Below are 13,702 nucleotides of genomic sequence, written 5' to 3' on the forward strand. Positions count from 1 at the left end.
TCGGATCGTATACAGTCTCTCTCGTCGTCTCTTGCACTATCTGCTCGTTCTTATTTTTCTGTGGTCGACCGGCCTCTTCGTCGTTCTTGTCTGGTCCGAGGTGTATAGGAGACAGGGGTGTATAAGAGACAGGCCCCCACCCGCCTAGAACCAGGTCGCGGGCCGGACCTTGTTTGCCATGTCCACCAGGGCGAACCGGTGCCGGGCGTAGGGGGCGACGCGGGCCTGTTCCCGCAGCGTGATCGCCAGGCCACGGCGGAGTCCGCGGAGGCTGAACGTGTACTCGAAGAGCGGCATCGTGGAGTCGGCGCGGCGCAGGTTGTTGGCGCGGAGGTAGGTCAGCGCGGCGCGGAGGACAAACACCTTGATCTGCAGGAAGCGCGGCTCGGTGTTGGGGATCTGGTCCAGGCGGCGGGCGGCGCGGCGGATGCGGGACTCGGTGAGGTCGCGGGAGACGAGGCAGAGGATGGCGGTGAGCTGGGCCATCCGGTTGTGGCGCGACGAGTTGGGCACCTTGTCCAGGGCGGCGACGGCGAGTTCGACCTCGCCCTCGTTCATGAGCTGGCGGGCCAGGCCGAAGGCGGAGGACACCGTGGTCGGGTTGGTCACCCAGACCAGGGCGTAGAGGCGCATGGAGTGGAAGCGCAGCATGGCGGGGTCGTTGGTGATCAGGCCCCACTCCCGGGCCAGGAGGCCGCGGTCGTGGAGGTCCTCGAAGAAGGATTGGTCCACATCGTCGAGTTTGGAGCGGAGGCCGGCGGAGGCGCGCGCGAGGGCGTCGTTAAGCAATGGCTCCTCGTGGAGGCCGAGGTGTTGGAGCATGAGCTCGTTGACGGCGGCGATGGCGAGCTTGGGGGCGGCCTCGCCGGGGAGGAAGGCGAGGACGCGGGCGAAGTCGCGCTGGGCTGCGGCGTAGTCGCCGAGCAGGGTGTTGACCACGCCGAAGTACCAGTAGAAACGCCAGTTGCCGGCGAGGCGGGAGCTCATGCTGGCCAGCCACGTTTGGGCCTGCTGGGTCAGGCCGAGGTCCAACATGGAGCGGACGACGCCGAACGGGATTTCCAGCGACTGCTGGTACTGGTCCGTCTGCATCGCCTGGCGCAGCGTTTCCAGGGTTTCCTGCGGCTCGGTGTAGGAGGAGCCCTGGAGCATGCCGGCGCCGACGTCGTCGCGGTTGATCAGCGGGGTGGGCAGCGCGGAGACGACTTCCTGGGGCGTGATTTCGACGGTGCGGGTGATGCCGTCGATGAGCTGGTCGGTGCGGAAGACCAGGTGCTTCGTGCCGAAGGTGGTACGTTGCGGCGAGAACTGGGATTGCTGGGCGGGGAAGGTGCGGCCGTCGCGAATTGCCAGGATCTCGCGCAGCACGCCGAGCAACTGCGCCTGCAGCTCTTGGACGGAGCTGTAGCGCTTCGCCGGCTCGGGTTCGCAGCAGCGCATGATCACTCGGTAGAGCGAGATGTAGCGGCGGAACAACGGCTCCTCGGTGGGGGTGGGGATGTGGCGCTTGTACACGCCGTCGACCTGCGGCAACTCCACAACCAGCGCGGCGAGCGTGCGCCCGATGGTGTAGATGTCGGAGTGGACGGACGGCCCCTCCGAGGCCACCTCGGGCGCCTGGAAGCCGCGCGTGCCGTAGATGAAGCCGTAGGCGCCGATGCCGGAGACCGCGCCCAGGTCGATGAGCTTGACCTGGTCCTCCGTGACGATGATGTTGTCCGGCTTCAGGTCGTTGTACACCACGCCGCGCGAGTGCAGGTACCCCAGCGCCGGCAGCACCTCGAGCATGTAGCCGATCGCCACGTCGGGCGGCAGCTTGTGGTCGGGCTGCTCGTTGCAGCGCGCGCGGAGCGACGGCCCGCCCACGTACTCCATCACGATGAAACCGCTGGTCACGCGGGGGTCGTCGATGAAGTTGAAGATCTTCACAATCCCCGGGTGCGTGATGTCCGCCAGGAACTCGCGTTCGGCCTCGGCGGCCGCCGCCTCATCAGCGCTTTTCGACGAGTGCAGCCCCTTCAGCACGACCACCCGCTCCGCCACGTTGTGGTCCTGGGCCAGGTAGATCCATCCCATGCCGCCGTGGGCGATCACGCCCATGATCTCGTACTGGCCGGCGACGATGTCGCCCGGGTGCAGGGCCGGGGCGGGGATGCCCTTCTCCACCTCCGCGGTGCGCGGGTCTTTGAGCGCCTTCTGCGGCTCGGTCGGCTCGACCCAGGGCAGCTTCACCATGCCGTCAGCGACGGTGCGGTCGTCGCGCCGGGTGCCGCGCAGCTCGCGGAATGTGTCCAGCGCCAGCTTGCGCGAGCGCGACGAGGTCTCCTCCTTCACCGACCCTTTGCGCAGGTCGTCGAGGTCTTTGAGCAGGCCGGCCATCTCGCCGAGCCCGGAGAAGTCTGCCTCGTCTTCGTCCTCGTCATCGTCGGCGAACGGGTCGAACGCCACGGCCTCGGTGCCGGGGTCGGTGTCGTCGGCGAAGGGGTCGAAGGCGACGGCGTCGGTCGCGGGGCCGGCGTCGGTAGGCGGGGTGTCCTCGGGGTCGCGCTTGGGGGTCGGGTCGCTCACTGTTCCTCCTCTTCGCGGTACATCAGGGGCGGCGGGGTGGGCTCGGCCAGCGAGCGGCCGAGCCAGGTGCGGTGCATGGTGGACCAGGTGCCGTTGGCGCGGATGCGCTCGATGGTGTGGTTCACGGCGCGGACCAGGTCATCGTGGCCCTTCTGCACGCCGACGGCGTAGAGCTGCCGGGCTAGCGACTCCGAGACGATCTCGGCGTGGGGGTCCTGCGCGGCCATGCCGGCGAGGATGGCATCGTCGGCAAGCACTGCGTCCGCCTGGAACTGCTGGGTGGCCATGAGGCAGTCCGACCACGATCGGGTGCGCAGGACCTCGGACTCCGGGGCGACGGTGCGCGCGAGGTTGAGCAGATTGGTGCCGTCGACAATGCAGACGCGCATGCCCGCGAGGTCATCCAGGCTCTCGATGCCGCGGTCGCGCGGGGCGAGCAGGCGCACGTACGAGATCATGTACGGGGTGGAGAAGGAAACCTTTTGCGTGCGTTCCTTGGTGAGGGACATGGTGCGGATCACCACGTCCACCGCACCGGACTGCAGCATCTTCGAGCGCGAGGCGGACTCCACGAAGCGGAAGTCGACTTTCTCCGGGTCGCCGAGGATGTCGGCCGCGATCTCGCGGGCGAGGTCGACCTCGAAGCCTCGCAAGTCGCCTGCCGACGTATCGCGGTAGGACAACAGGTACTGCGATTGGTCAATGCCCACGATGAGGCGGTCGCGGTTGCGGATCTGCTCCAGCGAGCCGCCGATGCCGTCCTCCTCGTCGTGGGGACGCAGCGAGCCCGGCCAGTCGAAGTCCGCGGTGGCGAACTCGCCCTCCGGCGCGATACCAGGCGGGTCCAGGATGGCGCCCGGCGGCAGCGGGAGGCCCTCGTACGTCGGCTCCGGGTCGCTCGGCGGGGTCGGGGAGGGCTTGGGTGCGGGGGTGCAAGCGGAAAGGGCGAGCGCGGCGGCGGTGGCGGCGGCAGTGACGCGGCGGGAAGTGTTCACAGGAATTCTCCGATCCTGCGGCGGATACCAATCCAGATGCAGATCACCGCGAGCAGCGACAGGAGCGCGACCGCGCCCGAGACCAGACGGGTCGCGTCGAGGGATGCGGTGATGTACTCGCGCGTGGACACGCGCGACAGCGTGATCAGGTCCTGTAGGTCCGCGTCCAGTTCGCGGTACGCCGACGCGCCGACGTCGCCGGCCTCCTCGGTCCCCGGCTGCTTGCCGGTGAGGAGGACCACGGCCTCCTGGTACTGGCCGGCGTCGATAGCGGCGAGGAGGGCGTCGTGGTTGGAGGACCACTCGTTGAGGGACTCGTGGGCGGAGGCGATCGTTTCCTCGGCCGCGACCGGGCCGTCCTGCGCTTCCACGTCCCGCGCGTTGCGCAGCGCGGGCGTGTCGCGCGCGTCCAGCGCGTTCTCCGCGGCGCCGAGCGCGTCCTTCACCCGCTGGTGCGTCGAGTCAAAGGAGCGCGAGGACTGTGCCACGGACTGCCGCCGCAGCAGCGCGAACGTTTCGTCGGTGCGGGCCTCTTGGGCGTCGATACGCGCGGCCGTCAGCTGCTCCCACGGCTCTGCCGCCCGCGCGAAGCCGACCACGCCTGCCTGCCACAGCTGCAGGTTGGACACGACCACCCACAGGATCGCCACCACCATGGACGCGGTGGCGACGAGGAAGCCGCGGTTGAGGCGGCGCCGGAACGTGCGCCACAGCCACCACTGCGCCAGGAGCAGGAAGAACAGGGCGGCGAAGAGCCCCGACAACGGCACGAGCTGGGGCGCGGACAGCCGGGCCATCTCGCGGGCGACTTGGCGTTGTGTGAGTTTGTAGAGGCGGTCGGCGTCGCTGAGCATGTGCTCGCGCATGATGCCGGAGGCCTCGGACATGTAGGCGACGCCCACCGGGTTGCCCATCCGTTGGTTCACCAGCGCGCGCTCCATCAGCGCGGAGTAGAGGGGGATCTGGCGCTGGATGGAGGTGACCAGGCGCTCGATCTCCGCGCCGCCCTGCCCGTTCTCCGTCTCCACCGAGCCGCGGAAGACGTCGTTGGAGGCGGAGACCGCGCGGTCCAGCGAGCCCAGGTACAGGTCCATTTCCTCCTGCGTGAGCATGCCCGGCTGGACAAAGCCGGTGGTGGCGACGGTGTCTGCCTGCGACAGCGAGGTGAACAGCAGGTGCGCCGAGTTGCTCATCGGCTCCGTGGCCGTGACCAGGGTGTCCAGCGAGTCCTGCCGCTTGGACATGGAGCTACTCATCGCCGCGCCCGCCGCCAGCAGGGCGAGCGTGAGCACCAGCATCATCGCGATGAGCTTGCCGGGCGTGGTGGCGAGGAAGCTCGCGCCGCGCCGGGCCATGCGCGCCGGGCCCGTGGCGTAGTCGCGCACGATCGCGCCGAACGTGCGGCGGGTGGGGACGCGCTCGAGCTCGTCCAGCCACGCGTCATCAGACGTCGGCGCGGCCCCGTCCTGGGCCGTGCCGGGCAGCTGCACGTTGTGGCTCATTCCCCAAGAATAACGTGTCTGTCTACAGTGGGGGCATGCTTGGCGACGGAAACGGATGGGTCATCGGACCCCACGGTGAAAAGTACTGGGGCAAATTCGGGGCGGCTGGCCTCTTCCTACAGGCAGGCGACGCAATCCTGATGCAGCACCGCGCCGCATGGACCGCGCAGGGCGACACGTGGGGCATCCCCGGCGGCGCGCGCGATTCGCACGAAACCGCCAGCGAGGCCGCGCTGCGCGAAACGGTGGAGGAGTGCGGCATCGACCCGGACCGCGTGCGCCCGCTCGAGGAAGTGATCACGTTTGAGGTCCCCGGCTGGGCGTACACCACCGTCATCGCGCGCACCGACGACGGCGCCCAGCTGCCGGTCACGGCGAATGAGGAGAGCGAGGAGCTGCGCTGGGTTCCGCTGGGCGCGCTCCGCGAGCTGCCCCTCCACCCGGGGTTCGCTGCCGCGCTGGATCGCCTTATCGGGCATACTGAACCGCATGATTAAAGTACAGGGACTGACCAAGCATTACGGTCCGGTCCGGGCCGTCGATGACCTCACCTTCACCGTCAAACCTGGCGTGGTCACCGGCTTTCTCGGCCCAAACGGATCGGGCAAGTCGACGACGATGCGGATGATCCTCGGCCTGGACACGCCGACCGCGGGCAGTGCGCTTATCGACGACACGTTGTACCAGCACCTCCCCAACCCCACCCACCGCGTGGGCGCTTTGCTGGACGCGAAGGGCATCCACCCGAACCGCTCGGCGCGCAACGCGCTGCTCTGGCAGGCGCAGGCGGCGGGGCTGTCGAAGCAGCGCGTCGACGAGGTCCTCGGACTGGTCGGCCTGACCGACGTGGCGGACAAGAAGGTCCGCGGCTTCTCGCTCGGCATGGGCCAGCGCCTGGGCATCGCGGCCGCACTGCTGGGCGACCCCGAGTACCTCATCCTTGACGAGCCGGTCAACGGCCTCGACCCCGAAGGCATCCGCTGGGTCCGCAGCCTGCTGCGCCGGCTTGCCGACGAAGGGCGCACCATCCTCGTGTCCTCGCACATCCTGTCCGAAATGGCGCAGACCGCCGACAACCTGGTGGTCATCGGCCGCGGCCGGCTGGTGGCGGACACGTCGGTGCACGAGTTCATCGCGTCGAACTCCAACGTCACCACCGTCGTGCGCACCGCCACCGTCGCGGACATGAAGGGCCTGAGCGCCGCAATCGGCCAGGCCGGTGCGCGGGTGCAGCGTGGCGCGGATAGTGCGCAGCGCGAAGTGCTGGAAATCCCCGACCTGACCAGCGACGAGGTCGGCCGCATCGCCCACGAGGCGGGCGTGCAGCTGGCGGAGCTGACTGAGCGCCGCGCCTCGCTGGAGGACGCGTACATGCACTCGACCATGGACAAGGCCCAATACGTCGCACCGGAGGGAAATCGTGCTTAATCTGATCAACGCCGAATGGACCAAGCTGCGCACCACCGCGTCGTTCTACGCGTGCACGATCGTGGCGCTCGTGCTCTCGCTGCTCAACGCCGCGCTCACCGGCTGGATCTACAACACGATGTCGTTCCCGAAGCCATTGACGACGGCAGCCGTCATCACCGTCGTACTCTCCATGTACACGCTGGTGCAGACCTCAATGATGGTGACCACGGAATACCGGTTCGGCATGGCCGCCACCAACTTCCGGGTCGCGCCGAAGCGCTGGCAGCTCGCCCTGGCCAAGCTGATTCTTGGCGCGGTGCTCGTCGCCGTGGTGTCGTTGGTGAGCCTCGTCCTCGGCTTCGCGGTGGCGGACCTGGTGGACAACAACCCGGTCGGCTGGGCCAGCAACTCGTTCGTGCACCGGGCGCTGTGGGCTGTCCCGCTTGGCGAGGCACTCCTCGCCGTCCTCGTCCAAGGCGTCGGCTGGCTGCTCCGCAACACTGCAGTCACGGTCTGCGCCGGGCTGCTCATGATGCTGCTTGTGGAGCGAGTCCTGCCCGTCATCCCCAAGATCGGCGAGCACGTCGACCGGTTCCTGCCGTTCAAGGACCTCAACGCGTTCATGCTCAACCAGAAGGCGCCGAACGACGACCCGCTCGTCTCCCTCGGCATCTTCGTCGTCTGGGCCCTCGTCGCGTGGGTGGCCGGCGTGGTGCTGCTGCACAAGCGCGACGCGTAAAAGTTTGGTTTGTGTGCCCCTGGGCAGCCGGTTGCGGCTGGTCGGGGGCTTTTTGGTGGGGTCTTGCGGGGTGGGCGTGAGAGATTTCTGCGCTGCGTGGTTGCGGCGTGGCGTGGCCCCAGGCCAGGGCGGTCTAGATAGGCAAGCTATGGGAAATTTTGCGCATTCTCGTCATCCTGGGCGTGAGTTGCTGCAGCTGAGGTGGCGAATCGGGGGCCGAGTGAGAGATTTCCTGGGACCGAGGCATGGGAGCGGCGTTTCCCAGGTCGCGACGAATTGGGTAGGCGGCGAACCGGAAATTTTACGCATTCTCGTCATCGAGCGCCCCGCCTACTGCAGCGCGGAGGTCAGCTTCATCACGTTGTCCACGTAGCGGCGGTACCAAGGCCGGCGGTTCCATCGCTCCGGGGTGAGTTCGCTGGAGACGGACAAGTAGGTGTCGGCAAGACGGTGCAGGTCGCGGAGGAGGGTGCCCTCGGCGACGAAGAGGCTGGACTCGTAGTTGAGGGAGAAGGAGCGGATGTCCATGTTGGAGGAACCAACGATGGCCACCGGCCGCCCAACCCCAGACCCAACCCCCGGATCCGCCAGCGCGAATTTGGTGTGCAAGACATAAGGGGCGGGGAACTCCCAGATGTGCACGCCGGCGTCGAGAAGCTGCTCGTAGTAGGAGGATTGGGCGTGGTTGACCATGAACTGGTCGGCCTTTTCGCCGACGAGGAGGTCGACGCGGATGCCTCGGTAGCAGGCGGTGGTTACCGCTTCTAGGAGGGATTCGTCGGGGACGAAGTAGGGGGAGCAGAGGATGAGGCGCTCGCTGGCGTGGTGGATGAGGGAGTTGAAGCTGCGCAGGTTGGGCTCGGTCTGGTAGCCGGGGCCGGAGGGGAGGAGCTGCACTAGGTTGACGTCCTCGCCGTGGGGGCTGGGGAGGGCCGCGGCGGTGTGGAGGTCGATGAGCTCGCCGGATTCGGTGTACCAGTCGACGGCGAAGAGCGACTCCATGGAGGTGACGATGGGGCCCTCGAGCTCGATGAAGGTGTCCACCCACTGGCGTCCGGCGCGGCGGTGGTTGGGCATGAGGTAGCCGCGGTCGATGAGGTTGAGGGAGCCGATGAAGCCGACGCGGCCGTCGATGACCACGAGCTTGCGGTGGTTGCGCAGGTCGGGGCGCCGGAAGCGGCCGCGCAGCAGGTTGAGGGGCAGCATGAGGTGCCAGTCGATGCCGGCTTCGGTGAGCCGTCGCTTCAGGGTCCGGAAGCCCGGGTACTTCATGGAGCCGATGTGGTCGAACAGGAGGCGGACGTGGACGCCGCGCTGCACGGCCCGCTCCATCGCCTCAAAGACGGGGCCGGTGGTCTGGTCCCACGCCACGGCGTAGATTTCGACGTCGACGTAGGAGGTGGCGGCGTCGATAAGCGTTGCAAGGCGGCGCATGACTAATTCGTAGTCGGTCCAGGTGCGGCGGACGCGGCTGTATTCGGCGGGAAAGCTGGTGAGCTCGCGGTTGAGCCGGATCATCGACGCCACGTCGGGGGCCAGGCGAGCGTCGGCGGGGTGGTCGGGCGTGCGCGTGTAGATGTCGTTGAGCGCGGCGGTGGCGCGCTGCTGGATGCGGTGGCGGCGGCGCGAGACCAATGTCGAGCCCATCAGCAGGTAGAGGGGCAGGCCGACGATGGGCAACAGGAGGATGAGCAGCAGCCACGCGTTCGCGGACGCCGGGCGCCGGTTCTCCGGCACGATGCCGATCATGACGAACTTGATCGCGTAGTCAATGGTCATGGCAACGAGCTGCCAGACCGATAGGTCGAACGAGAACGTCATCGCACTTGGTCGATGTTCAGGCCGTGGGTGTCGTAATCCACGATCACGGGCGCGTGGTCGGAGGCGCCGGTGCCGCGGCGCTCGTCCACGTCTACCCAGGCGCGGGTCGCCTTCGCCGCGAGCGGCGCGGTGGCCAGCTGGAAGTCAATGAGCATCCCCTCGTTGCGCGGGAAGCGGCCGGACTTGTAGTCCCAGAACGAGTAGAGGTCATCGTGCGTGATCTGGGTCAGCCCCGTCTCCTCCAGCATCTGGAACGCGGCGCGCTCCGGCTCCGTGACGTGCGTTTTGCCGTCGAACCAGTCGATGTCCCACACGTTTTCGTCGCGAGGCGCGATGTTGAAGTCGCCGGTGAGCACCTGCAGGTCGCCGGGCCGCACGGTGTCCTGCAGCGAGTAGAGGAACTGCAGCTTGTAGTCGTAGTGCGGGTCGCCGATCTCGCGGCCGTTTGGCACGTACAGGCTCCACACCTCCACGCCGCCGCAGTCCGCGCCGACGGCCCGCGCCTCCAGCTCCGGCTCGCCCTTCTTTGCAAAGCGGGGCTGCCGTTCGAAGTGGTCGCGCACGTGCTCGAGCCCGACCCGCGAGGCGATCGCCACCCCGTTCCACTGGTTGTGCCCCACGTGCGCGACCTCGTAGCCCGCCGCCTGAAACGCGGAGTAGGGGAACTTGGCGTCCGCCGTCTTCGTCTCCTGCATGGTCAGCACGTCCACGTCCTGCCGCTCGAGGAATGCGGCGATGCGATCGGCGCGCGTCCGCACCGAGTTGACGTTCCAAGTGGCAATTCGCATGCCCACCACCTTAGCGTTTTCGGGGCAGTGCTTATCGACGCCACGTCACCCCCGCCCGACTCACCCCAACAACCGGGCGTACCGGTGCCGGTGGTGCTCCAGGAACCCCAGCTTGTGGTACATCGCCAGCGCAGCCGTGTTGCTCACGCGGGCCTGCAGGTAGGCGCGCTCGGCGCCCTGTTGCGCGCCCCACGCGAGCAGCTGCCGGGTGAGTTGGGTGCCCAGACCCTGGCGGCGGCAGTCCTCGGCAACCTCCACGGCGGAGTAGCCGAGCCAGGTGCGCCCGTCGTCGGACTCCGTAAGCGTCGCGCGGGTGACGGCGACGGTTCGCCCGCCCCGCTCGAGGCGGGTGAAGGCGATGCGGCCCTCGATGTGCGACGCCAGGTCGAGCACCGTGTCCTCCGGCAGCGCGGCGCCCCGGAAGTGGTACATGGCGAGCCAGGCGGCGTCGGGCGTGTCGTCAACGCGGAAGTCAGCGCCCGCAGGCTCGCCGGGGTTGTCCTCGCACGGCGCCGTCATGACCAGGATTTCCTGGCCAAGCTCCCACCGGTCAGGGTGGCCCCCGATGAGGCGCAGCGCCGGTTTGCCGATGCGCTCCGGCACCAGCAGCTGCACCGGCATGTCGCGCTCGGCGTAGAACTCGCGGAGCGCGTCGAGCGGGACCGGCTGCAGGGAGGCGGAGTGACCGATGGGGGCGGCGGAGTTGGATCGCTCGGCGATTTCGGCACCGGAGCGGGCGAGCCAGCCGCTGATAAGCTGCTGCTCTTGGCCCGGAAAGGCGCGCGCGGTGGCGGTTTCGATCGCGCGGATGTCGGAGTTGCGGACGGTGCGCGGCGACAGTTTTTTGATGATGTGCACGTCCCGAATCTCTACCGCGTCCTTGAATGACGGGAAACCGCCGACCTCCTGCGGGCGGATGACCAGCGGGCTGAGGCTGAGGACGTGGCCGATGACGTCGCTGGCCATCTCGCCGCGGCGCTGACGTACGACCACGCGGTCGCCGACGGCCACCTCGTCGGAGCGGAAGATGCGCGACATTACGCCGGACGGCGCACGAGGAACACGCCACCTGCCGTGAGCAGCAGTGCCAGCACGATCAGGTTGAGCATCGGCGTGCCGGTCTCGGCGAGGTCGCCCTCGCGCTCGTCCTCCTCGGTGGTGGTGGAGGAGGAGCGGGTGCTGCTGGTCGTGCGCGTAGTGGTCGACGACTTGGTCGAGGAGCTCGCCGACGTCGTGCGGTTGTGCAGGATCGCGGTCGCCGACGTGCTCTCGGATGTGCTGCTCGAGGAGCTCGTCGTGCTCGATGCGGTCCCCGTGGTCGTCTCTGCCGGCGAGCTGGTGGACGATGAGGTTTCGGTCGCAGTGGTGCTGGTGGTGCTCGACTCGCTGGAGGTGGAGGACGAGGTCGTCTCGTCGTCCTCTTCGTCGCTGTCCGCGAGCACGTTCGCGCGGTACCGCACGTTGGGCTCCTCGGTCGCTTCGGTCGCTTCCGGCTCAGCGCTCACGCTTGTCGACGCTTCCGTCGACCCCGCCACCGCCGTCGGCTCCTCCGCGCGCTTCACCTCGGTGGTGGCGTGGGTGGACTCCGGCGCGCAGTCGAAAGCGATGCGCTTGTCGCCCTGCTCGGAGCGCTCGACCGCGTCCATGGCGGTCGTGCCGAGCAGGCCGCCCAAGCCGGTGTCGCCGGCGATGAGGCCGGGGAGGCAGACCGCTTCGTCGTCGCCGAGCACCTCGGTGCGCAGCTCGCGGACTGTCTGGCGGTCCTCCTTGATAGCGTCCGCCACCTCGGTGAAGGCTTCCTTGTCCTCCTTGCTCAGAGGCGTGCCGGACTCCTCTGCCTCTTGCTCCGCGTCCGCGCGCAGCTCGCGCAGGTCGTCCGAGGCGTCGATGAGGTCGGTGCGCCACTCCTTGAGGGTGGCGCGGTAGGCGTCCTGGGCCTCGACCAGCGCCTCGTCGTCGCCCGACTCCTCGGCGGCGTCGATGTCCTCCTGCTGCGCCTCGAGGGTTTCGGAGTGGGAGTTGTGGGACGCGGTGACGTCGATAAGCAACTGCTCCAGCGGCTCCTCGGCCGATGCGAACGGCGCTGCGGCGAGCACGATCGTGCCTGCGGCGATAGCGGCGGTGGTGCGCATAAGTTCCTTCCCTTGTGGGCTAGTGGCCGAACGGGTCCTCGTCGGTGCCCGGCAGCCAAGTGTTGCCCGGCTCGGTCCAACCATTGGCCTTGATCGCGCGCTTGGCCTCGCGCTTGTAGCGGCCGGTCAGTACATCGGTGTACACCTTACCGTCAAGGTGGCCCACCTCGTGCTGCAAACAGCGAGCGAAGAAACCGGTGCCCTCGATTGCAATCTCGTTGCCGTGCTCGTCCAGGCCCGTGACCTTGGCCCAGTCCGCGCGGCCGGTGGGGAAGCCCTCGCCGGGGACGGAGAGGCAGCCCTCGTCGTCCTCGCCGTCGTCGCGCGGCATGGTCTTGGGGATCTCGCTGGTCTCCAGCACCGGGTTGATCACGGTGCCGCGGCGCATCTCGTCGCCGTCCGGGCAGTGGTACACAAACAGGCGCAGGTCAACGCCCACCTGGTTCGCGGCCAGGCCGACGCCGTGCGCGGCGTCCATCGTCTCGTGCATATCGGCGATGAGCTCCTGCAGCTCCTCCACGGGCTGCTCCACCTTGCGGGTCGGGTTGTGCAGGACAGGGTCGCCGTAAATCACGATGGGTCGAATCGTCATGCCTACTATATTAAGCATGCTCTCGACGCTTTCCGATTCCGACCGCGAACTCCTCGACTTCGAAGCCCACGCGCCCCGCAGCCTGGGTGCGAAGGAGGAAGCGATCCGGCGAGAGCTCGGGCTGAATCCCACCCGGTACTACCAGCGGTTGAACCTGCTGTTGGAGTCGCCGGAGGCGCTTGCGTACGCGCCGCAGCTGGTCCGGCGATTGCGAGCGGTGCGAGAGGCGCGCGAGATTGGGTAGCGTTTGCGCTTGATGACGATCAGCGTTCGGCGTGTCACACGCGCACCTCTACCTCAAGTATGGCTTGAGGGTTTAGAGTGGCGCATGTGAATACTGTGAACCCTGGTGATGGACATCGCGGACGAGATGAGTTCCCGCGTGATCGTGACGACTACCGTGGCGCCCACCGGCGCGCCGACGAGCCGGAAGAATACGGTGACGGCTACGCCGACGACAGGTACTACGACACAGCGTACGAAGACGCAGCTTACGAAGATGCGGAGTACGTAGAGGCGGAGCCGGTCGAGGCCGAGCTGGTTGATGAGGAAGAGGAGCGCCGCGGGGCGCTTGGCGGATCCACCGTGGCCACGGGCGGCGCTGCGGGCGCTGCGGCTGCGGACGCCGCTGGTTCGCGCGACGCCGCGGCAGCGGGGATCCCGAAGCGCGGCCTCGGCATGATCCTGCTTGCAGTCGGCGTGCTGCTCGCACTGTGGGCCGTTTTTGCGCTGAACAAGGGCGACGACTCCCCGAGCAACACCGCTGAAGAGACCCAGAGCAGCCAGGCAAGCGACGCCGCGCAGCCCAACGGCGCGGACGGGAACGGCGCCAACAACGGCGCTAACAATGGCGCGGCAGCACCGGCGCCGGGCCAGGAAAACACGGGCCAGGACGGCGACGCACAGAACCCGGATGCTCAGAACCCTGATGCGCAAAACCCGGACGCCAACACCCCGGACGCGCAGAACCCTGACGCAAACGCCAATGGCGATGCCGGCGAGGCCGCCCCCGCCGCCCCCGCTGCCCCGTCTCTTAAACCAATCTCCGAGCCCACCAAGAAAGAGCTCCAGTGCGATGGGCGCATGCGGGATGACTAAGAAAATTCAGGCTGCAGGTCTGGCACAGACTTCGGTACCTACCAGCGCCATCAACAT

13 protein-coding genes are annotated in these 13,702 nt (G+C 67.9%); 5 read left to right on the forward strand and 8 right to left on the reverse strand.

The window, feature by feature from the left end:
- Positions 1–144 precede the first annotated feature (144 nt).
- Genes FPH17_RS11625 through FPH17_RS11635 form a run of 3 tightly spaced genes read right to left on the reverse strand, consistent with a single transcriptional unit; the run spans position 145 to position 5,065 of the window.
- Positions 145–2,568, reverse strand: coding sequence for a serine/threonine protein kinase (locus FPH17_RS11625; protein WP_244288114.1), 2,424 nt, complete (start codon positions 2,566–2,568; stop codon positions 145–147).
- Positions 2,565–3,563, reverse strand: a complete 999-nt coding sequence (locus FPH17_RS11630; RefSeq protein WP_154880747.1) for a glutamate ABC transporter substrate-binding protein — start codon at positions 3,561–3,563, stop codon at positions 2,565–2,567. The genes FPH17_RS11625 and FPH17_RS11630 overlap by 4 nt, the downstream gene beginning before the upstream one ends.
- On the reverse strand, positions 3,560–5,065 hold the full coding sequence (locus tag FPH17_RS11635; protein WP_154880749.1) for a GlnX family signal transduction membrane protein: 1,506 nt from the start codon (positions 5,063–5,065) through the stop codon (positions 3,560–3,562). Before FPH17_RS11635 ends, FPH17_RS11630 begins: the two co-directional genes overlap by 4 nt.
- Before the next feature lie 35 nt (positions 5,066–5,100).
- Here FPH17_RS11635 and FPH17_RS11640 point away from each other — a divergent pair, with 35 nt between their 5' ends.
- The 3 genes from FPH17_RS11640 to FPH17_RS11650 are packed head-to-tail and all read left to right on the forward strand — an operon-like array spanning position 5,101 to position 7,214.
- Positions 5,101–5,562: an NUDIX domain-containing protein gene (locus FPH17_RS11640; RefSeq protein WP_095536328.1), complete on the forward strand. Its 462-nt coding sequence runs from the start codon at positions 5,101–5,103 to the stop codon at positions 5,560–5,562.
- On the forward strand, positions 5,555–6,493 hold the full coding sequence (locus tag FPH17_RS11645; protein WP_095554032.1) for an ABC transporter ATP-binding protein: 939 nt from the start codon (positions 5,555–5,557) through the stop codon (positions 6,491–6,493). The genes FPH17_RS11640 and FPH17_RS11645 overlap by 8 nt, the downstream gene beginning before the upstream one ends.
- Positions 6,486–7,214, forward strand: a complete 729-nt coding sequence (locus FPH17_RS11650; protein ID WP_158221688.1) for an ABC transporter permease — start codon at positions 6,486–6,488, stop codon at positions 7,212–7,214. Before FPH17_RS11645 ends, FPH17_RS11650 begins: the two co-directional genes overlap by 8 nt.
- 330 nt (positions 7,215–7,544) lie before the next feature.
- Here FPH17_RS11650 and cls read toward each other — a convergent pair whose 3' ends face one another.
- The 5 genes from cls to FPH17_RS11675 are packed head-to-tail and all read right to left on the reverse strand — an operon-like array spanning position 7,545 to position 12,547.
- A complete protein-coding gene (gene cls / locus FPH17_RS11655; RefSeq protein WP_154880753.1) occupies positions 7,545–9,035 on the reverse strand; it encodes a cardiolipin synthase in 1,491 nt (496 codons plus the stop codon).
- Positions 9,032–9,823 (reverse strand): exodeoxyribonuclease III, encoded by a 792-nt coding sequence (locus FPH17_RS11660; protein WP_154880755.1) that lies wholly within the window; start codon positions 9,821–9,823, stop codon positions 9,032–9,034. Before FPH17_RS11660 ends, cls begins: the two co-directional genes overlap by 4 nt.
- Positions 9,824–9,883: 60 nt before the next feature.
- Positions 9,884–10,861: an N-acetylglutamate synthase, CG3035 family gene (locus FPH17_RS11665; RefSeq protein ID WP_154880757.1), complete on the reverse strand. Its 978-nt coding sequence runs from the start codon at positions 10,859–10,861 to the stop codon at positions 9,884–9,886.
- Positions 10,861–11,955 (reverse strand): hypothetical protein, encoded by a 1,095-nt coding sequence (locus tag FPH17_RS11670; protein ID WP_154880759.1) that lies wholly within the window; start codon positions 11,953–11,955, stop codon positions 10,861–10,863. Before FPH17_RS11670 ends, FPH17_RS11665 begins: the two co-directional genes overlap by 1 nt.
- A gap of 19 nt (positions 11,956–11,974) precedes the next feature.
- Entirely contained in the window at positions 11,975–12,547 is a 573-nt protein-coding gene (locus tag FPH17_RS11675) for a peptide deformylase (RefSeq protein ID WP_207758789.1), read from the reverse strand.
- A 16-nt stretch (positions 12,548–12,563) separates the two neighbouring features.
- Here FPH17_RS11675 and FPH17_RS11680 point away from each other — a divergent pair, with 16 nt between their 5' ends.
- Both FPH17_RS11680 and FPH17_RS12155 read left to right on the forward strand, forming a co-directional pair.
- Positions 12,564–12,791: a DUF3263 domain-containing protein gene (locus tag FPH17_RS11680; RefSeq protein WP_233125623.1), complete on the forward strand. Its 228-nt coding sequence runs from the start codon at positions 12,564–12,566 to the stop codon at positions 12,789–12,791.
- 86 nt (positions 12,792–12,877) lie between these two features.
- Positions 12,878–13,645: a hypothetical protein gene (locus tag FPH17_RS12155; protein WP_154880761.1), complete on the forward strand. Its 768-nt coding sequence runs from the start codon at positions 12,878–12,880 to the stop codon at positions 13,643–13,645.
- Positions 13,646–13,702: the final 57 nt, after the last annotated feature.

The sequence above is a fragment of the Corynebacterium gottingense genome, assembly GCF_007559235.1.
GTDB classification, from domain to species: Bacteria; Actinomycetota; Actinomycetes; order Mycobacteriales; family Mycobacteriaceae; genus Corynebacterium; species Corynebacterium gottingense.